This window comes from Pantoea sp. RSPAM1 (assembly GCF_038816185.1).
Classification (GTDB): Bacteria; Pseudomonadota; Gammaproteobacteria; order Enterobacterales; family Enterobacteriaceae; genus Pantoea; species Pantoea ananatis.
The window spans coordinates 3,354,406-3,373,244 of the sequence record NZ_CP046137.1 but is presented as its reverse complement, the minus strand read 5'-3'; the positions used below and the strand labels follow the sequence as shown (position 1 = coordinate 3,373,244).

Sequence of the window (18,839 nt, the reverse complement as noted above, 5' to 3'; positions counted from 1 at the left end):
TAAATATGAAAAAAAAATCACTTATTAAAATAATTTTTCTTATTATATCTTTACAGTTTAGCTCAACTTCTTATGCTACCTCGACGTATCAAGATAGCGTAAATGATGGTTGTGAATATAATGAAGGCGATGATGGCGATATCTCTGGTTCATGCGGTTTTTCCTCTGTCGTTTTATTAAAAACCAAACTTGAAGTGGGGCCATGGTGTATACTCAATAATAATGATTTTTTGAACGCGGTTTTCGATTCAGTTGATCCCAATAAAATCTCGTCTTTGCGTTACGTTAAAGAGCTCAATTATGATTTCGCATGTTCAGACAGCACGTTAGGTTATAATGTTTTCTTTAATCTAGATGGGGTGAGTGCAAATGGGTTTAATGATAATAAGACGATTGCGACAACAGTTGATGGATTGGGTATGCAAATTCTGATGGACGGTACACCAATGTCTCTCCGCCAGAGTAAGGCAATTAATATGGCTTCTCCGCCTAAGTTAGAAGTTCTTTTAGTTAAGCTGGACAATAAAATCCTTGAAGGCGACAAGTTTTCAGGAACGGCCAATATGACGGTGTTATATGATTAAGTATTTTAATGCAAAAATTGTGCTGACAATATTGCTGTATTTGTCAGGCACATTGTTTACGTCTTCTCAAGCCAGTGTTAAAGGTATTCCATTACCCAAAAGCTGCCCTAAGGGTTCGATTAATATGACGGATGGCATACTGGGATTCGGTGACTGTCATCCTACAAGCGAAGGCCTTGAATCAGGTTTTTTAATTGGCGAAGGATGGACCATGCCAACAGGCACAAATCACGTCACTGAATTAGACGGCTATAAGGTTTATCCACAATATAGTGGCAATTACAGCGCGGTTCTTTTTTTTTGCCAAAGCACTACGGCAGTTAAATGTAAAATTTCTACGGCAAATTTTCAGATGCCCACGCGTAAGGTAAACGAGCTTAATACCACTAAAACAATATCCAAATCAAAGCCCAATTTTGGTGGCGCATCCAGCGCATTAGAGAAACAGCCTGCCGCCTCTTTTTGTGTGGCACTTCAGAATACCAATGGAACTGATTCAGGTTACTATGTCGATCCTAGTGAGCCATACTCATGCATGGATGGTAGCCCGTTACCCGTTGAACCCGCGACCTGTTATATTAATCGTGGAAATGATATTCATGTACATTTTGGTGACATAAAACGAACAGATTTAACCGAAAGCCCAAAGTCTCCTCAGGCGATTTATAAAGAGATTAACATTCCAATAACTTGCACACGAGATGCAGGCATATCGATGAAGATGGCTATTCTTTATACGGCTATTGTTGGTTCTCAGTACACCATTGCAACAACATCCAATGGCGTGCACATAGTCCCATATTATGATGATCACTTTGTTCAAGCCAACGATGATAAACAAGGTAAAAGCGTAGTATACGAATACGGTATTCATGAGAAAAATGTAAAGTTCTATATATTTAGAGATCCCGATGTTAAAGTCAAAAAAGTCCCTCTCGGTGCATTCACTGCCAGTTCAGTTTTGGTTTTGACGGAAGACTGATATAATTATTTTTTGGTGATTAACAAGGGTAATTTATCATTTTATATAGTGTAATCGTGATAGATGAAGATGGTCTGACAATGCCTGCGCTATTTCTTCAGCGTCGGCGTATGCCTCTAATATACAAATATTTTTGTCCTCTTCAAAAGAGTTTAACAGACAAGGCGTGAGCACAGACTTCGTTTAAAGAAGCAGTAAGGAGGGTGTTTTAGCTATTTTTATATGAATTTATCGAAATTAAAAGATACCACTTAGTCATTCTTGATTTCATAGCAGACATAACAAATTTCGTTTTCCGGGTATGCGCTTTGCACATTGTTATTGTAATGTAATTTAAAGAAAAAATTTGGTTAATAGAATATTAACCTATTAAAATTTTTCGAGGTTTGTTATGTAATTTATAATTTGTTGTTATCTCTGTCCCTGTTAATGATGATCATTTCTCGTATATCAATATCAAGGTGTTGAGAAGTAAGGCTGTTACGTGTCAAAAAAGCATTATGTTTTATATTTATTATCTTAGAAGTATTGATTTGAAGTTATTTTAGCAATTTCCAAGCCAGTGCTGTAATGATTCAAATTGGCGAGCAATTACAAAAAATTATCGGGTTAATATGCCTGTAGCCAAATTTCTCTGTCGTTGATATTATGATGAATACATATACCCATAAAGTTAGTGCTCAGAAAAAAAACAGAGGCATTCTTGCAGCTCTTTCTTTCTGGTTATGCGGAGGCCTGCTTTATGTCTTACCCAATAGTGGTGGCAGCGGCCTGTCTCTACCACAAAATCTCTTAACATGGGCGGTCATTTCGCTCATTTTGACGATCTCCATTCTTTCAAAAGATTTTACTATTAAGGCGTTCTCCCGATTTTCGAGCGGCGAACAGGCGATCATTATTGGTGTGTTAGCCTGGAGTTTTCCGCTTTTCCTGACAAGGGATCTTGACTGGTTTCAAAATGCATTTCCCCGTGTTACCGCCTTGATATTATTGACACTTTTATATTTTATATTGAGTCGTGCCATGGGGGGGCGATTAAAAAACCGTTATTGTCTGTTAAATATCATCATTATTGCCTGCGTTTTACAAGGAGGTTATGCGATTGTGCAGCTTATAAAATCACCAGCAGATCGTCCTTATGGCAGTTTTCAACAGGTAAATGTCCTTTCCTCTTTTCTTGCAACAGGTTTGAACTGCCTGCTATTTATTTTCTTAAGAAAAAAAACACACCATCGAGCGCTACTGCTGTACTGGTATGCTTTAGGGATTCTACTGTTAACCAGTGTAATCGTCGTGCTTCAGTCACGTGCTGCCTTTATTGGATTTGGCTGCGGAGTCATAATACTACTGATTTCAGGTTTAATAACTAAACGTAACAGGTTTTTGCCTGCGTTTTTTTTACTGCTCTCGGGGATAGGGATTGGCCTCTTTGTTTTATATATTTTCCCAATGTTTTTCCCGGATGCTGCTGTACCTGTGATCATTAAAGCAGAATCTACAAGCTCACGTCTTTACATGACACAGTTGACAATCGAACTGATTATGCAGTCGCCAATTGTTGGGCATGGATACGGGGGGTTTGAAGCGGTATTTGGTCAACTGGCTGCAACTAACCTCCCCGGTCTGGAAGCTGCTACTTTAACGCATCCACATAATGAAATTTTATATGCATGGGTAGAAGGTGGACTTATTTCGCTGGTCGGTTTGTTGCTAATGATCGCGGGAGTGCTAATGAAGTTGTGGGAGCGGGGAGCGCTGAAGAGGTACGGTATCGCACTATTACTACCTCTTGCCGCGCATATGAATCTGGAATATCCACTTTATCAGTCAGTTACACACGGCCTGATGCTGGTGCTATTACTGGTCATTGCAGGTTCAATACCCTCGCAGTGTAAAACAAAGGAAGCGCAGAACGGATATGGAAAAAAAAATTCTTTCCAGATTATAAGATGTTTTCTATTTTTAATATCAATTTTTATGATTTATTTTTCACTGACCGGTTTAATTACTCAGCAGCGATTGACCCAAATCGAAAAAAAAGGCTTGCAGGAGTTCACCGTCGAGCCTGAAAAAAAAATTAATGATTTACCTAATTATTACAGTCAACGAACGCGTATTGACTTTGATTACCATGTTGCCATGTTGTTGACTTTTAATAAAACACGAAATCCGGCTCTGTTGTCTGATTTCCAACAATGGGGATGGCGTTTTCTGAAAACCCATAATGATCCTAATATTTATGACAGTATGATGAAAATTTCTCAGTTTCAACAGACTACACAGTACCACTATCTTTGCGCAGAGGCGCATGGACGTTGGCCTAAGGACAAAAGATTTATTTGTTAAATCCCAGAATGAAACGAGTAAACAGATTTACTATAAGCAGAACATTATAATAAGAGTAATTGGGACATTAAATTTTCTCAGGGTGCGTTTTTATGATTTCAAATCAACTTAATTACGGGTAGCGGTATTAATATGCTTAGAAAAGTTGAGGGGTTTAGGCTACAACCACTTGTTGATCTTAATAGTGGAGAGGTCATTGCACATGAAATTTTATCAAGTGTGATCAATAAAGATCCCGAACAGTGGTTTTCTTCATTATCTAAAGAAACGGTTTTTTCACTATTTCTGTGGCAAGCCGAATATGCATTAACCCTTTCTGGTATATACTGGCTTAATCTACCCGTCAATGTTTTCAGCGACATCAATAAAGTTAATGAAATCCTAAAGATTAAGCATGAAAACCGTTTGGTGCTGGAAATTCAGGATCCGGATATGTTACTGAATTGTTCGTGTAAAGATATCTACGCTTTTGAAAACGGGATTTATCTACTGAGGAAGGCAGAGTGGATGATTTGGCTGGATGATATTACTTCATCTCTTATTAATCTGGTAGAAAAAATGTCATTGAATGTTGACGGCATTAAAATCGATCGTCAGGAAATCAGGTATCCGAAAGGAATCAATACCCTTATATCACGGGCTTTTTCTATCTCACCGCATGTGTTGGTTGAAGGGATAGAAACCGTAGGCGATAAACAACAAATGATGCTGACTAAGGCTACTTATGGCCAAGGTTTTTTATGGCCAGAAAAAAAAGTGCATATGGCTGTCCCACCCCGATTTAGATAATCATAAAATATTTTCACCAATTATTTCAGGCGAAGTCTTATCATTTTTATTGTGCAGGACGATTTTCGTTTACGGCGTGAGTGTGTCCTGAGCTTTGAACTGTGCTGTTGATAAAGCATACAGGCTGATGCCTTACAATAAATAGTTCTTCCATAAAACATCACAAAAACTTACCATTGCGAAGAACTTTTTTAGGATAAAGACGATATGAAAAAAGCAGTGGCAGTCATTTTATTAGCTTTCGCGTTAACAGGCTGTGGCGAGCCAAAGATCGATGGCTCATCGGAAGAAGCCTTTCAAACCTCTATGCAAAAAGTCCGTGAGTCTCTTGCCGAAGATAAACGTGCCGCCTTTAACGATGCCATTCAAGTCGTTGCGTTCAGCCAGGTCAGTATGAAAGAGCTGATGCAGGCGGGCAGCGGTGATGAAGGTGGACGCGCACTGATCGATAAAAAGATTAAAGGCGCGCTGGCCGGCAAGACTGGTGAAGAAGTCATTGATTACGCGCACAAGATTAAGCAAGAGCGTGCGGCTAACCAGTAGCATCACTTCTGAATCCTGGCCCAGCCGGGTCAGGATGTTGCAGGTAATGGTTGCCTGTTGGATGAAGCCCATTTTATGGGCTTTTTTTATGCACCGCGTTAAGGCTGTAACTGACCGACAAACGCCTGTTTTCAGGCCATTACACTCTAAAAGCACGCCTGGTCTTTTACGGACGGAGAAGGCGCTTTGTGATAAACCAGCGTTGCGTGATCCCACCATGGATTAACATTCACCCTGTGATCAACCAGCATAAAGCCCGCGTCTGCAATCTCAACGGTCAGTTCTTCAAGCGGCTTAAGGGTACGCCAGGGATGCCCGTTAACCATTAAAACCCTGCTGCGGGCATCGTAGCGGTCAAGGTCCGCTTTCTGTTTAGGCGCACCACACATACTGCTAATGATGAGCGTTCCATCGGCAGCCAGCACCTGAGACAATGCCCTGAGGCATGCTGTTCGCTGGGGACCGATCAGGCAGTGAAAGCAACTGCCGTCAAAGACGACATCAAACATTGCATCCGGATAATGTGCCAGGTCACAGACATCACCCTGATCAAAACAGCCGCTTAAGCCTGACTGTTCGAATCGCGATCTGGCCCAGTCCACGGCGACCCCTGAAATATCCATCCCAAAAACGCGAAAGCCTTTTTCGGCAAAACAATGTGAGGCCATGGCACCGTTGCCGCAGCCCAACTCAAGGAACGTTCCGCCAGGTGGGATGAACTGCGCAGCACCCAGCCAGCTAATGGTGGCGTTAAGTTGCTGATGCGCCCGTTGATAACCGCTGCCGGTCCAGGCTTCATGGCCTTCCCTCTGAAGGCGACGATAAATAGCGTCATAGCTTTCCACGTCAGGCTCACCTTTTATTCAAAGAGCGTCATGACAGATTATGTGATTTTTAGCGGCTTTTACCACAGGGCATCAGCAGGTAACAAACCGGGCGTATCAGGCATCAGCGCAATAAAAAGATGATGACCTGAAGCACGGCAAGCAGTAAGAATTTAACATTTTGACCACTCCTGGCGCTGCTACCGTGATTCTGCTTTACCTGCAAAGAAGGACTTGCGTATTGTGAGGCCCTGTTTCCTTATCGCCTTTTCACTATGACGAATCTGAATGTGACGATGTGCCGCAGCGCCTCTATTCTGTGCGCAGTTTTGAGCGTATTGATGAGTTTTACGGCTCTGGCTGGCGATCGAAGGACGTTAACACAGCCTGTCTCGCCGCCCGTTTGCCAGCGGATTTATGCGAGCCATCAAACTAATGCCGCCCCGATCATTCAGCAGGCGCTGAACAACTGCCCATCTGGCAGGATGGTACTGCTAGTGCCATCGCCCACGGTAAAGACGTTGATGAGCGGCCCCCTGTCTCTGCCCTCCGGCGTCAGCCTGGGGATAGATAAGGGTGCGGTGCTGAGCGCCATCCCCGATCCACGCTTATACGATAACGGCCGCGGGAGTTGTGGGAAGCTGGATAACCAGGGCAATGGTTGCCGGGCGTTTATCACGCTTAATCACGTCCACGGCAGCGGGATTTACGGACAAGGCGTGATTGACGGGCAGGGCGCTGCCAGCATGGCAGGTGAGGCGCAAACCTGGTGGCAACTGGCAGCCAGCGCCAAAAATGATGAGGCGAAGCAAAATGCCCCGCGACTGATCCAGATTGATCATGCCACTGATATTACGCTGTACCAGATCACCCTGAAGAATGCGCCAAATTTTCATGTAGTCATCAATGAAAGTCAGGGCATTACGTTGTGGGGCATCACCATCGACACGCCCGCCACGGCGCGAAACACCGATGGCGTGGACCCGATGGGTTCTTCCGATGTCACGTTAATTAACAGTCGCATCAGCACCGGCGATGACAATGTGGCGATTAAAGCGGGCAATGCACCTGCCTCCCATATCTCCATCCTGAATAACCAGTTTGGCTTTGGGCACGGTATGTCAATTGGCAGTGAAATCAACCGTGGCGTCAGTGATGTGTTGGTGGACGGGCTGACGCTAACCGGCACGACGAACGGTTTACGAATTAAAAGTGACCGTTCGCGGGGCGGGCTGGTGAGCGCTGTTCGCTATCAAAACGTCTGCATGGTCAATGTTGAAAATCCGATACTACTGGATACACATTACGATCCGCGTATTAAAGGTTCCTCGATTCCTGTCTATCGTGATATTACGTTTGATCACGTCAACGCGGGTAACGGAAAAATTACCCTGCAGGGTTACAGTGATGCTTTTCCGCTGGAGATCACCTTGCAAAAGGTGTTTATCGGTGAACAGGCGGTAATAAAGCAGGAGAATGCCCTTATCCACGGTATATTTACTCGTACCACCCGTGGGGAATGTCCGTAAAGCGGCGGGATGGATGCAGGCTGCCAACAGTCATAGCAGCCTGTGCCTCTAGCACTCAGCCTCTCGGCTTTACGGTTTTTGTGGTTTTAGCATTTTTTTCAGCCGCTACATTCTCAGAAGCAGCGTGAGCATCAGTGGGGGGTTCGCCGTACAAATGGTTGGCTTTATCATTCGGCCAGGCTTCTGGCGCAGAACAGCTATAGGTAAAGTTACCTAAAGCAAGTTTATATCCCAGCGTGTTTTTATCGTCTAAGGCCGCTCCCCAGATAACATCAAGTTCATCATCGTGGGTCGCAATAAAGGTTTTAGACAGTTGATCGAACTTTACCGGAATGAACCTGGCATAGGTATCTGAAACGGTAAAAGGCAGGCTGGACATAAACAGATCCATCTCGTTACTCTGCTTGTTTTTTATACCCAGAATCATCATCTCGTCAGAGGTTTTAACCAGTTGTAGCCTGATTGTCTTACCGCAAAGTTGATGTCCGCTGGCAGGCAAATTACCCAGCAAGGGCACACCCTGAGCAAGGGCGCTGTTTGAGACCAAAGTTGTTAATATAATGGGAAGTAAAGCAGTCATCGCGCGTTTCATAGGGCCCTGTATCAAATATAAAATCATCAGATTGCAGAGCCTGCATGTTTTAACGCTTCGCCATCTTGATCTGTTACATGAAAAGCGCAACAGATTGTCATCTGCGGGATTGACCGGTTACGCCATGTGTTTTATCGCACCGGGGTGAGTAGGCGCGATAAAATATGCCGGACAGACAGCATTGATGAGACCATGTCGATTAAACCGCATGGCGGCTTAAGGTGGAGCGCTATAGCATCTGCTTAATCTGCTGCTCCAGCGTGATTTGATCCCTGGCGAATAGCCGTATACCTTCGGCCAGTTTCTCTACTGCCATGGCATCCTGATGATGCTGCCAGAGAAACTCAGATTGTGTCATCGGGCTAGGGCGAGTTTCAGTGACACAACGGGGATGTAACTGGCGGATAAGTGGCTGGTGGTTGGCCGCCAGTTCGTCCAGCAATGAGGGAGACAGGGTAAGTCGGTCGCATCCTGCCAGGGCCTGGACTTGTTCAATACGGCGAAAGCTCGCTCCCATCACTATGGTTGGGTAGCCGTGCGTTTTATAATACTGGTAGATCTGCTGTACGGATTCAACACCAGGATCGTTCGCAGGCAGATAATCCGGCTGGGGCTGATGCTTCTGATACCAGTCGTAAATACGTCCAACAAAAGGAGAAATTAAGTACACGCCAGCTTCTGCGCAGGCTCGCGCTTGGGCAAAAGAAAAAAGTAGCGTCAGGTTGCAATTAATCCCGTTCTGTTCCAGTTCCTCTGCTGCACGGATCCCCTCCCATGTGGCGGCCAGCTTGATCAGTATGCGACCGGGCTCAATACCGTTTTTGCCATACAGTTGAATCAGCTTACGCGCTTTTGATACGCACATACCTCGGTCCCAGGCAAATCGAGCATCGACTTCAGTGGAAATGCGTCCCGGTACGTAGCGAAGCACTTCTGTACCGATATCCACTGCAACCTGATCGCAGGCATTAATCAATTGAGTTTCGGCACTCCCACCCTGGCGGCGCGCCTTGCCAATCGCATCCGCTATTAATGGCTGATACTGAGGCAGTTGTGCCGCTTTCAATATCAAAGAGGGGTTAGTCGTGGCATCATGCGGTGCGAATTTTTTTATAGACTCTATATCACCGGTGTCAGCTACGACGACGGTAAGGGCTTTCAAAGCATCCAACTGATTCATAATGTGTTCCTTGTCGTGTTTCAGTCCTGTACATGCTGATGTTCGTAATAGTCTATTCGTTCTACTTTTACTGCGGAGCTACCGCCTTCATATTCCGCGGCCAACCAGGCTTGAATAATTTTTTTGCCTAGTTCGGCACCAATCACCCGCGCGCCCAGAGCGATAATCTGGGCATTGTTACTCTTTCTCGCCCGCTCGGCGGAAAAGGTATCGTGACACTGTGCGGCGCGCACGCCGGGGACTTTGTTAGCTACGATGCTCATACCAATACCCGTGCCACAAATTAAAATGCCGCGTTCGAATTGACCCTGACGGATCGCTATAGCCACAGCATGGGCGACATCAGGATAAAGTGTGCAGTCATCATGTTTATCGCTACTGAAATCCACTACCTTTATTCCCCGCTCATTCAAGTCATTCACGAGTGCATCTCGAAATTCATAAGCGGCATCATCCGCGCCAATAGCAATTGTTTTCATGAGGTAATTCCTTTAATCATTAAGTATTCTAACTTCTGAATTAATAAAAATGATGTTATCGCCAGCTGCTATTACTGTCGGTGTCGGGCCACGTAAATGTACGGTGCCAGGAAGTTCTGCTGAATCTGCATTGTCAAAACTCAGAGTAATATGCCCTAATTGTTTAAAGTTTTGCGTGGCGACGTCTCCTACAGCAGTAACAACATACGCTGTGTCGTTAATTTCAATTGTTTGCCCTGGTGCCAGTTCTTTTTGACAGGGCGTTGATTCATGAATCGCACAATAATGGGCAAGTTCGGTTGGTGCGGTATTCGAAAACAGGATGAGCTTGTTTTCCTGCAAAGATTCTGCGACAAAATCACCCACTGCCGTAATGTGCAATGAACAAAAAGGCTGCATACTATTTCGTCCCCTCGTTTTCATTTATGGGCAAGGGGGCATCTTCACTGGCTGGAATCTGAGGCAAATCTGTTTCGGGATAGCGTTTTTTTAACCGCTTATCAAAAAAGGCCACCAGAACTGGCGCGGTAATCATGGTAATGATACTCGCCGTTGCCAGTTGAGCGGTAGCAGCGTCGACATAAACAAGCAGAGAGGGATCGGCTTGTGCAACCATTGCTGGCGTGAGTGCCGAGCTTGCTGCGGTCGTGCCCAGCGCGGCACCAAGTGCCGTTTTATTCTTCAAAAACAGGTTGTAAAGAAAATAGAAGATAAAGGCGGTCAGCGCGGAAATCATACCCAGCAGGATCCCCGACAGACCAGCAGTAAATACGGTGTTCAGGCTGGAGTTGGCACCAATAGCAAAGGACATAATGATGATTACCAGAGGCTGCGCTGAGGCGCACAACTGTTTGAATCGCGCATCGATATTGCCCCAGAGCATGCCGATGATGAGCGGAATTAGCATTGAAAGCAGGGCGGCAAACGGGATATTGGCCAATCCGCTGACGCCCAGCACCATCATCGTAACGAAAGGCCCGTCTTTAATACAAAACACCGAAATAGCCCCGGCATCGCTGGAATCACCGTAGTTACTGCACAGCGCGATATACAATGAACTATTGGAGCTGGTTAAACAGGCGATCAGCGCCAGAGTTGAGATGCCCAGAAATCCAGATGGCCCGAACAACGTGCCAGCAAACCATACAGCCAGCGCGCCAGCCAGACATTTTAAGAACAGCAGTACACTCCCTTTGTAAAGTGGTAAGCCGGCCTGACGAATATTTATTGATGTTCCGCAAATTAACAAAAATATGCCCATCATCGCGCTGGAACCCACTTTAAATAATGCAGTGGTAGGTCCGCCGATATTTAATGCCTGAGGTGCAATTGTGTTAAGTAGAATGGCTAAAATTAACGGTATGATAATTAAGCCTCCGGGGGCTTTGTTCATTTTGTCCAGAATATTAATATTCATAAATGACTCGCAGTATTGAGTGGCGTTAAATGAATTAACAACGTAATACCATCCGGACGACAATTACGTAGTTTCGATTTTTATTAATGAGATTCTTTATAGATGCGGTCAACGATAGTGTTGATAATATCCTCCGGCCCGGTGAGGCCGCCCTTACCCACACAGATTAGACCGGCGTAATCACCGCCAATAATTTTAACCATATCAGTTTGTGGAATAACGTAATCGATCATTTCGATACCGGTAGCGCCGAGTTCTTTCAGGACGCTGACCATCGTATCGCCGCCGGTCATGTAAATTCCTTTAATTGCCTCTGGCGCCCGATTTAGCACTTCCCGGACAATGCTGCCGAGTCCATGATTAATATTCTGTGCCGCCTGGCCATGATCCAGACCAAAGCGCAGCTCTTCTTGTTGCAGATCCAGTAATCGACCGGTTAAGGCCGATTCAAAAACAAACAGGGCATTGTGTTGTTCTGCCATGCAGTTGCAGGCGAATTCCACTACACGGTTAACTTCAATGTCGGCGGAATTGTTTCGGTCCACTAACAGTTCTGCATCAACAGGAATATGACAAACCTGCGCATGATTATCGATCAAATGCTGAAGCTGCTTTTTCGTTACGGGCGTTGCACTACCGGCGACAATCAGTACCGATCCGCGGGGTTGTTCAACGACCACAGGGGAAGCGATACTGGCGGGGGCTTCTCGCATTAAAGCGCGATGCAGCGCAAGCCTTTCAGTAAATGGGCCAGGATCGACAGCCAGCACATTCCAGTTAAGCGCAACCACCGCATCGGCAATCGCATCAACATCCTCCAGCGTAATAGCGTCAACGACGATAACCCTTACGCCACGTTGTTGTTGTTCACGTAAGTCCTGCTTAAGTTGATTCGTCCCCTTCATCACGGACGTCAGGGCAACATGGCCGACCTGATGATGCGTTTGTGATGCCAGCAGACCCGGAACCCAGGATTCAGTAACCGGCGTGCGCACATCGTGGGCAACGTCAGTACGCGACAGCGCTACGGAGTCAATGACGGAATACCCGCCCACCAGGATACGACGCGACTGCGGCATCGCGGGTACGACTACCGCTACTGTTTCATCAGGCAACTGCTCCAGCATGGCATCAATTTCAAAGCCGATGCCGCCACGCAACGTAGTGTCAATACGTTTGGTGAAGTAGTGAGCTCCACGGGCCTGCAGTAGTTTGACTGCAGTACTGACCTGCCACTGCGCTTCGGCTTTGGGCAGAGGTCGGCTGTCGCTGCTGACCACCATGGCCGGATAGTCGACTTCGTTGCGGGCAAAAGAGTCGGTATCGAAAAAAGCCGCAGTTTTTAATCCGCTGCGTGCCAACAGTACCCCTACTGTGGTTGCGCCGGTGAGATCGTCCGCGACAATTCCCAGCTTGCCGCCTTCGCCTTGCGGCCAGACTATTTCGATACAGGCTGGTGTCACGCCAGAGACATAAATGTCTTCATGGATAAATTCGGCCAGCGGCCCACTTTTGCCTGTGGGATGTAAATTGATAGTTGGAATGCCTCGTTTAGGATAAAGCCCGCAACGTAAAGTTCCACCGCAGTCAATAACCATTAGGCCAATTTCGTCTTCAGGCGGCTCACCGTTTTTAAAGACATCCACGGCTGGCCAACCCGTGAGTTCGCTCAGTCTTTCCACCAGAGGGGGGCACATGCCACCCGTGATGTAAGCAATTTTTTTTGCAGGGCCTGGCGTGATTTTTAACGGCCCGCCCCAGCCTTTGCTGCCTTTTCCGATTAACAGATATTTTTCCATTTCTCTGTCCTCACCATTCGTCTGTCGCCAGCGTTTATTGGTTTTTCATTTTCCAGTAGCGCGCTGCAACTAACGTGGACTCCAGCATGCTGACGGTGCCGGCTTTACCGGTGCCTGCTATGTCAAATGCTGTACCGTGGTCCACGGAGCTGCGCATAAACGGCAGACCAAACGTGATGGTAATGGACCGTTCAAAGTCGAGGGTTTTACAGGCGATGTGCCCCTGATCGTGATACAGGGAAAGAATGGCGTCGTAACGGCCTTGTTTACCCAAATGAAATACCGAATCTGCCGGTACAGGCCCTATAGCATTAATGCCAAGTGCCTGGGCTGCCTCTACTGCCGGGATTAAGTTGTCCGCTTCTTCGTGACCAAACAGGCCATTATCGGACGCATGGGGATTGAGGGCGGCGACCGCAATGCGTGGGTTCTGAATACTGAGTGCCGTAAATTCATGGTGGATCTGTTGGACGCAGGCCAGAACCCGTTCCTTATTCGCGTAATCACAGGCCTCTTTCAACGGCATATGGCGGCTGACAAAAAAGACGCGCAGATTATGAACGTGGAACATGGTTAACCCGTAATCTGACCGGGTTTCAACCTGATAAATTTCGGTGTGCCCCGGCAGTTTACATCCTGCCAGCTTGATCGCCTCCTTATGAATCGGCGCTGTAGAGACCACATCAATCTTGCCCGCCATCCCCAGCTCAATGGATTTCATGACATAGTCCAGCGACATCTGGCCAGCCAGTAACTGCACCTTGCCCCACTCAATGCTGTCGCAATCATAATCACCGGTTTCAAGCACATCCAGCGTTCCCCATTGAAACAGGGCCTCCTCCGGGCTGGAGATGGGATGAAGGGTGAAGTCGCATCCCATTATTTTCATCGCTCGGGTTACAATCGGTACGGAACCAATTAAAAACGGTTTGCACTCTTCGTAGACACCTTTTTCCATCATGGTGGCGACAGTAATTTCTGGACCTATCCCTGCAGGGTCGCCAAGCGTAATGGCTACAACGGGTTTTTTCTCTTGCGGCATTTATCACCTCTCATAATGGAATATGGTTATGTTCATATGATCATGTATAAATCATATGAACAGGAATCTACTCGATGAGAAAACAATTATTGGTGATTTACATCACATTTAGACGGGTTTGAGTTAATTTGATCAAATTTTGTGATCTAGCATATGATCAGTTAATGAGAAAAAGAACAGTATTGCAAAAAGCTAAATTTCACTCGCAAACTGATGGAGAACACAGATGAACCCTGTTTGGTTAGGAACCAGTTGGAAAATGAACAAGTCGTTATCGCAAGCTATATCGTGGTGTGAAACGCTTGCGGCGCAGCTCCCGTTGGTCACACATCCTGCGATACAGTCGTTTGTTATTCCGCCCTATACCACGCTGCAGGCGGTGAGTGATTTTATGCATCAGCATCGGTTGCCTTGTCTGACCGGCGCGCAGAACATGCATGAAGCAGAAGATGGCGCATGGACGGGTGAGATTTCTGCAGCGATGTTGACTGAGGCGGGGGCTTCCCTGGTTGAACTGGGGCATTCTGAACGCCGCGCTGCGTTTAATGAAACGGATGGGGCCATTAATCTAAAGGTCCAGCGCGCCATACAACATGGACTGCGGCCGCTTATTTGTATTGGCGATTCTGCAGATGAAAAGCGCTGGCAGGTTTCACGCGAAACGGTTGTACGCCAGATGAAAATTGCGCTGCACAATCTGACACCAGAGCAGGCGCTGCAAACGTTGATAGCCTATGAGCCAGTATGGGCGATAGGTGAGCATGGCACACCGGCAAGTCCGCAGCAGGCAGGCGAAATTCATGAGTTATTGCGACTGACATTGTGTGAGTCTTTTGGCCATGAGGTCGGGCAACGTATTCCCCTGTTATACGGTGGCAGTGTTAATCTGGACAACGCGGTGGCGTTATTGCAGCAGCCAGAAATAGAGGGGCTTTTCATTGGTCGGGCGGCCTGGGAGGCGAGTGGATATTGCGGCATTGTTAAGCGCGTTGCAGAGGAATTTATCGTGAACTCAAAGTAATATTACAGTCCAATAAGAAATGGATATAGCCCGTGATGACTGAACAAGACTCAGACTATGCAATGCTGACCGAAATAGCGATTGCCTATTACGATCAGGAACTGACACAGGAAGAGATCGCCCGGAAGTTTGGCATCTCCAGAGTAAAAGTGGGCCGCTTACTTAAAAAAGCCCGCCTGGAAGGAATTGTTGAAATAAATGTAAAGTACCATCCTGTATTCAGTTCTCAAATAGAACAGCAGCTTATCTCACATTTTGCTGTAAAACGCGCGTTGGTTGCTCTGGATCATCATGACGAAGATGAGCAGCGGCAGCAGGTTGCGGCGCTGGTGAGTAACTACCTGGCAGGTGTGCTGAAAAATGACATGACAGTGACTGTTGGGCAAGGCCGGAATGTCGCTGCCGTGGCGAATCATGTGGGTATCTTTCCTGAACGCCATTGCCGTTTTATTTGTGGCATAGGCGGCACCAAGCGTGACAATCAACTTATCGACGCTGACCATATCAGCCGAAACCTGGCGCGAAAATTCAACGGCTTCAGTGAAACCCTTTATGCGCCAGCCTATGTGGAAAACCCTGCGTTGCGAACGGCTTTTATGCAGAACCGCTTGATTAAGGCCACACTGGAGCAGGCAAGCAAAGCGGATGTGGCCTTAATTGGTTTGGGTGACATGAATGAAAACAGTTTTATGGTGCAACTGGGCTGGTTTTCTCCGCAGGAAATTGCCAGTGCGCGCCAGCAGCAAGGTGTAGTGGGCGATCTGGCGGGTTACAGTTTCTTTAATATCCAGGGAAAACCGGTTGATACGGTAATGAATGATCGGGTAATTGGTCTGAGTCTCGAACAGTTGCGTGCTATTCCCTGTGTCATCGCTATCGCCTCAGAGAGTACCAAAGCAACCGCAATCCTGGGGGCATTACGTACCGGTGTTATTGATGTGCTGGCGACCAGCGCATCCAATGCCCGATCGGTAATTAACATGCTAAAAACGGTATAGTTGACTGCCAGCTTGCAGGTAGAGGAATTTCCTTTCCCTGCCTTGAGATACAGACAGCGCTGCTTTAACGGAAAGCGTCATCGGTTTCAGCATGGAGAGTTTTAGGACAACATTTGAGGGGCGCAATGCCAACAATTAATGATGTTGCCCGGCTGGCCGGTGTGTCCACCGCCACGGTATCCAGGGTTATCAACCAGACGGCCTGGGTCGAACCTGCTACGCGTGAACGTGTGGAAAAAGCAATGCGTGAACTTAACTACCGTCGCAATGCCGCAGCGCTTGCCCTGGCCCGACGCAGTGGCAATATGCTGGGGCTATTAACTGGAAATTTGGCAGATCCTTTTTTTGCGCATCTTGCTAAAGGTGTTGAGGCCGTTGCGCGCAAGCATGATTACAAATTATTGGTTTGCAGCGGCGGCCACGATGCTCAAAAAGAAAAAACCGGTCTGGACTTTTTAATCAATCAGGGTTGTGAGGCGATGGTGGTGCATGCCAGTCAGCTAAGCGACGCAGAATTGATTCGTTACAGCGCGCATTTTCCCGCACTCATTGTGCTTAATCGCTATATTGCTGAGTTTTCACATCGCTGTGTCTGGTTTGAAAATTATCAGGCTGCATTGACTGCGACTCAATATCTTCTCGACAAGGGGCATCGCATTATCGCATGCGTGACCAGTGATATTCCTATTGCGGATCGCCAGGAAAGGCTAAATGGTTATATTGACGCCATGAACAGGCAAGGCATCACCCCTGAAAAAGAGTGGATTATTAGCGCGCCTTTTACAGAAAGAGGTGGGGAGCAGGCTGGGTATCAATTACTGAACAGCCAGGTCCCTTTCTCTGCAGTATTTACTTTTAACGATGTGATGGCTGCCGGTATTTTACGTATATTGCATCAGGAAGGTATATCGCTGCCGCGCCAGATGTCGGTGATGGGTTTTGACGATGTAGCGCTTGCCCGATACCTATATCCCGCGCTGACAACAATGCATTATCCAGTTGAATCGATGGCGCGTCGTGCGGCGTTGCTGGCTATTCGTTACTGCCAGCAGCTTACGGTCAAACCTGCTAATAATGCTTTTTCCGCCAGGCTGGTGTGCCGCCAGTCTGTTTGTGAAGTACCCGTGAATCAAGCGTAAATATGTGATTCGTGTCGAAATTATACCTCTCATGTAAGCGCTTACATAGAGCCCTCGCTGCTGTCCCGGTGACGTCGACTTTACCGCTTTAATCTTAAGTCTCCTTTGTTAACCGGAGCATTAATATGAACGTCACTCAACCCAGGAAAACGCTTACCTTTGGACTGGCTCTCATTCCGATAATATCAATGCTCGCATTACTCATTATCGGTTATGGCGTCATGGAATTAAGGATCGAACCTTTACTTCTTTTTTCAGCTGCAATTGCTGCTGCTATAGCCCGATGGCAAGGCTATGGATGGGAAGAGATTATTAATTCTGTGGTTGATAAGCTGGCTAAGGCGATGCCGGTTATTCTGATTTTGATATGTGTAGGTGGATTAATTGGTACCTGGATGTTTAGCGGGACAATTCCCTATATGGTCTATTGGGGCCTGAAACTTATCAGCCCGCAATATATCCTTATTGCCGCATTTTTTCTGACAAGCCTGGTGTCAGTTTGCACCGGGACCTCATGGGGCTCTGCCGGAACAGTGGGCGTAGCGCTTATGGGGGTTGCGGCTGGTCTGGATGTGTCATTAGGCGCTGCCGCTGGCGCTGTGGTTTCAGGCGCGTATTTTGGCGATAAAATCTCACCCTTATCTGATTCAACTAATTTTGCTGCCATTGTGGCGGAAACGACCTTATTTGAGCATATTCAACATCTGCTGTGGACGACTGTTCCAGCTTTTGTTCTGGCGGCCGTTGTTTATCTCATCGCTGGGCACAGTGGCGTCACCGGTGATATTGCGACTCCGCAGCGCGTGGCAGAGATCATTAATACATTGGAACGTTATTATCATTTCAACCTGTTGTTAGTCATCCCTCCAATAGTGGTTTTATGGGGAGCCATCCGCAAGATGCCAGTGATTCCATTGATGCTGAGTGCCTGTTTGCTGGCCGTGCTACTTGGTCTGATATTTCAGGGGGTCAGTATTAAACAGGGACTGGATGCCTTCATTGACGGTTTTGCGATGAACATGTTTTCAACTGAACATCATGCCATCGCGGTTGACGTTCCTCGATTACTTGAGCGCGGCGGTATGTTGTCAATGATGCCGACTATCCTTCTGGTTTTTTGTGCCTTCTCTTTTGCGGGGACGCTGACTTTAACGGGAGCGTTAACCGTCATCATCACGCGCTTGCTGACTGTGATTCACACCGTTGGCCATTTGATTGCTGCCACCATTGCGACCACCATTTTGGTTACCGGCGCCACAAGTGACGGCAAGCTGGCACTCCTGGTACCCGCTGAACTGTTCAAAGATGCTTACCGTAAAATGTCACTGGATACGAAAAACCTGTCCAGAACCATTGAGGATGCTGGCACCGTCATTGAGCCGCTACTGCCCTGGACATCGGCCGGTGTTTACATGGCGACGACGTTAGGCGTCAGCACGCTTGATCTCCTGCCGTGGGCTGTTCAGTGTTACTCCGCTCTCTTTTTCGCGCTGTTCTATGGCGTTACCGGAATAGGCATTGCCAGGCTGCCAGCGCCAGCTACGCGTCGTCCTGCTGCAGAAAAGGGAGAGTAGC

At 47.0% G+C, this 18,839-nt stretch carries 18 protein-coding genes; 10 read left to right on the top strand and 8 right to left on the bottom strand.

Annotated features, from left to right (window positions below):
• Positions 1-5 precede the first annotated feature (5 nt).
• The 5 genes from GKC68_RS16365 to GKC68_RS16345 all read left to right on the top strand — a co-directional run bounded on the left by GKC68_RS16365 (position 6) and on the right by GKC68_RS16345 (position 5,244).
• Positions 6-584 carry a hypothetical protein gene (locus GKC68_RS16365; RefSeq protein WP_058706245.1) on the top strand — a complete coding sequence of 193 codons (579 nt, stop codon included), beginning with the start codon at positions 6-8 and terminating at the stop codon, positions 582-584.
• On the top strand, positions 577-1,566 hold the full coding sequence (locus tag GKC68_RS16360; RefSeq protein WP_058706246.1) for a hypothetical protein: 990 nt from the start codon (positions 577-579) through the stop codon (positions 1,564-1,566). The genes GKC68_RS16365 and GKC68_RS16360 overlap by 8 nt, the downstream gene beginning before the upstream one ends.
• 648 nt (positions 1,567-2,214) lie before the next feature.
• Complete coding sequence (locus GKC68_RS16355; protein WP_342656336.1) at positions 2,215-3,912, top strand: Wzy polymerase domain-containing protein; 1,698 nt, start codon at positions 2,215-2,217, stop codon at positions 3,910-3,912.
• A 132-nt stretch (positions 3,913-4,044) separates the two neighbouring features.
• Entirely contained in the window at positions 4,045-4,701 is a 657-nt protein-coding gene (locus GKC68_RS16350) for an EAL domain-containing protein (protein ID WP_058707166.1), read from the top strand.
• Between the two features lie 207 nt (positions 4,702-4,908).
• The gene (locus tag GKC68_RS16345) at positions 4,909-5,244 is read left to right on the top strand and encodes a DUF6694 family lipoprotein (protein WP_028723902.1); all 336 of its coding nucleotides are present in this window, start codon (positions 4,909-4,911) and stop codon (positions 5,242-5,244) included.
• Between the two features lie 146 nt (positions 5,245-5,390).
• Here GKC68_RS16345 and GKC68_RS16340 read toward each other — a convergent pair whose 3' ends face one another.
• Positions 5,391-6,089, bottom strand: a complete 699-nt coding sequence (locus tag GKC68_RS16340) for a class I SAM-dependent methyltransferase (protein WP_264228743.1) — start codon at positions 6,087-6,089, stop codon at positions 5,391-5,393.
• Positions 6,090-6,364: 275 nt separating this feature from the next.
• On the opposite strand from GKC68_RS16340, the gene GKC68_RS16335 reads away from it, so the two are divergent.
• Entirely contained in the window at positions 6,365-7,597 is a 1,233-nt protein-coding gene (locus GKC68_RS16335; RefSeq protein ID WP_342656905.1) for a glycosyl hydrolase family 28 protein, read from the top strand.
• 55 nt (positions 7,598-7,652) lie between these two features.
• Here the strand turns inward: GKC68_RS16335 and GKC68_RS16330 are convergent, their stop codons facing one another.
• The 7 genes from GKC68_RS16330 to pdxA form a co-directional block, all read right to left on the bottom strand.
• The gene (locus GKC68_RS16330) at positions 7,653-8,189 is read right to left on the bottom strand and encodes a hypothetical protein (protein ID WP_264228744.1); all 537 of its coding nucleotides are present in this window, start codon (positions 8,187-8,189) and stop codon (positions 7,653-7,655) included.
• 229 nt (positions 8,190-8,418) lie between these two features.
• Positions 8,419-9,369, bottom strand: coding sequence for a transaldolase (gene tal / locus GKC68_RS16325; protein ID WP_342656335.1), 951 nt, complete (start codon positions 9,367-9,369; stop codon positions 8,419-8,421).
• A gap of 20 nt (positions 9,370-9,389) precedes the next feature.
• Positions 9,390-9,848 (bottom strand): ribose 5-phosphate isomerase B, encoded by a 459-nt coding sequence (gene rpiB, locus GKC68_RS16320; protein ID WP_028723898.1) that lies wholly within the window; start codon positions 9,846-9,848, stop codon positions 9,390-9,392.
• A 12-nt stretch (positions 9,849-9,860) separates the two neighbouring features.
• Entirely contained in the window at positions 9,861-10,247 is a 387-nt protein-coding gene (locus GKC68_RS16315) for a PTS glucitol/sorbitol transporter subunit IIA (protein ID WP_028723897.1), read from the bottom strand.
• 1 nt (position 10,248) lies between these two features.
• Positions 10,249-11,265: a 2-keto-3-deoxygluconate permease gene (locus GKC68_RS16310; RefSeq protein WP_342656334.1), complete on the bottom strand. Its 1,017-nt coding sequence runs from the start codon at positions 11,263-11,265 to the stop codon at positions 10,249-10,251.
• Positions 11,266-11,348: 83 nt separating this feature from the next.
• Positions 11,349-13,064: a four-carbon acid sugar kinase family protein gene (locus GKC68_RS16305; RefSeq protein WP_342656333.1), complete on the bottom strand. Its 1,716-nt coding sequence runs from the start codon at positions 13,062-13,064 to the stop codon at positions 11,349-11,351.
• 34 nt (positions 13,065-13,098) lie between these two features.
• Positions 13,099-14,106, bottom strand: coding sequence for a 4-hydroxythreonine-4-phosphate dehydrogenase PdxA (gene pdxA, locus GKC68_RS16300; protein ID WP_058707173.1), 1,008 nt, complete (start codon positions 14,104-14,106; stop codon positions 13,099-13,101).
• Between the two features lie 226 nt (positions 14,107-14,332).
• Between pdxA and GKC68_RS16295 the strand changes: the two genes are divergently transcribed.
• The 4 genes from GKC68_RS16295 (at position 14,333) to nhaC (ending at position 18,838) form a co-directional block, all read left to right on the top strand.
• Positions 14,333-15,127 carry a triose-phosphate isomerase gene (locus tag GKC68_RS16295; protein ID WP_028723893.1) on the top strand — a complete coding sequence of 265 codons (795 nt, stop codon included), beginning with the start codon at positions 14,333-14,335 and terminating at the stop codon, positions 15,125-15,127.
• Positions 15,128-15,162: 35 nt separating this feature from the next.
• A complete protein-coding gene (locus GKC68_RS16290) occupies positions 15,163-16,125 on the top strand; it encodes a sugar-binding transcriptional regulator (RefSeq protein ID WP_028723892.1) in 963 nt (320 codons plus the stop codon).
• Positions 16,126-16,250: 125 nt separating this feature from the next.
• Positions 16,251-17,264, top strand: coding sequence for a substrate-binding domain-containing protein (locus tag GKC68_RS16285; RefSeq protein WP_206114385.1), 1,014 nt, complete (start codon positions 16,251-16,253; stop codon positions 17,262-17,264).
• Positions 17,265-17,389: 125 nt separating this feature from the next.
• Entirely contained in the window at positions 17,390-18,838 is a 1,449-nt protein-coding gene (gene nhaC / locus GKC68_RS16280) for a Na+/H+ antiporter NhaC (protein WP_342656332.1), read from the top strand.
• Position 18,839 lies beyond the last annotated feature (1 nt).

Bases quoted from the DNA above. Each gene is read 5' to 3' on its own strand.
- GKC68_RS16365 (WP_058706245.1), top strand. From the start codon at position 6: ATGAAAAAAAAATCACTTATTAAAATAATTTTTCTTATTATATCTTTA.
- GKC68_RS16285 (WP_206114385.1), top strand. From the start codon at position 16,251: ATGCCAACAATTAATGATGTTGCCCGGCTGGCCGGTGTGTCCACCGCC.
- GKC68_RS16335 (WP_342656905.1), top strand. From the start codon at position 6,365: ATGTGCCGCAGCGCCTCTATTCTGTGCGCAGTTTTGAGCGTATTGATG.
- pdxA (WP_058707173.1), bottom strand. From the start codon at position 14,106: ATGCCGCAAGAGAAAAAACCCGTTGTAGCCATTACGCTTGGCGACCCT.
- GKC68_RS16305 (WP_342656333.1), bottom strand. From the start codon at position 13,064: ATGGAAAAATATCTGTTAATCGGAAAAGGCAGCAAAGGCTGGGGCGGG.
- GKC68_RS16290 (WP_028723892.1), top strand. From the start codon at position 15,163: ATGACTGAACAAGACTCAGACTATGCAATGCTGACCGAAATAGCGATT.
- nhaC (WP_342656332.1), top strand. From the start codon at position 17,390: ATGAACGTCACTCAACCCAGGAAAACGCTTACCTTTGGACTGGCTCTC.
- GKC68_RS16315 (WP_028723897.1), bottom strand. From the start codon at position 10,247: ATGCAGCCTTTTTGTTCATTGCACATTACGGCAGTGGGTGATTTTGTC.
- tal (WP_342656335.1), bottom strand. From the start codon at position 9,369: ATGAATCAGTTGGATGCTTTGAAAGCCCTTACCGTCGTCGTAGCTGAC.
- GKC68_RS16295 (WP_028723893.1), top strand. From the start codon at position 14,333: ATGAACCCTGTTTGGTTAGGAACCAGTTGGAAAATGAACAAGTCGTTA.
- GKC68_RS16345 (WP_028723902.1), top strand. From the start codon at position 4,909: ATGAAAAAAGCAGTGGCAGTCATTTTATTAGCTTTCGCGTTAACAGGC.
- GKC68_RS16330 (WP_264228744.1), bottom strand. From the start codon at position 8,189: ATGAAACGCGCGATGACTGCTTTACTTCCCATTATATTAACAACTTTG.
- rpiB (WP_028723898.1), bottom strand. From the start codon at position 9,848: ATGAAAACAATTGCTATTGGCGCGGATGATGCCGCTTATGAATTTCGA.
- GKC68_RS16360 (WP_058706246.1), top strand. From the start codon at position 577: ATGATTAAGTATTTTAATGCAAAAATTGTGCTGACAATATTGCTGTAT.
- GKC68_RS16310 (WP_342656334.1), bottom strand. From the start codon at position 11,265: ATGAATATTAATATTCTGGACAAAATGAACAAAGCCCCCGGAGGCTTA.
- GKC68_RS16350 (WP_058707166.1), top strand. From the start codon at position 4,045: ATGCTTAGAAAAGTTGAGGGGTTTAGGCTACAACCACTTGTTGATCTT.
- GKC68_RS16355 (WP_342656336.1), top strand. From the start codon at position 2,215: ATGATGAATACATATACCCATAAAGTTAGTGCTCAGAAAAAAAACAGA.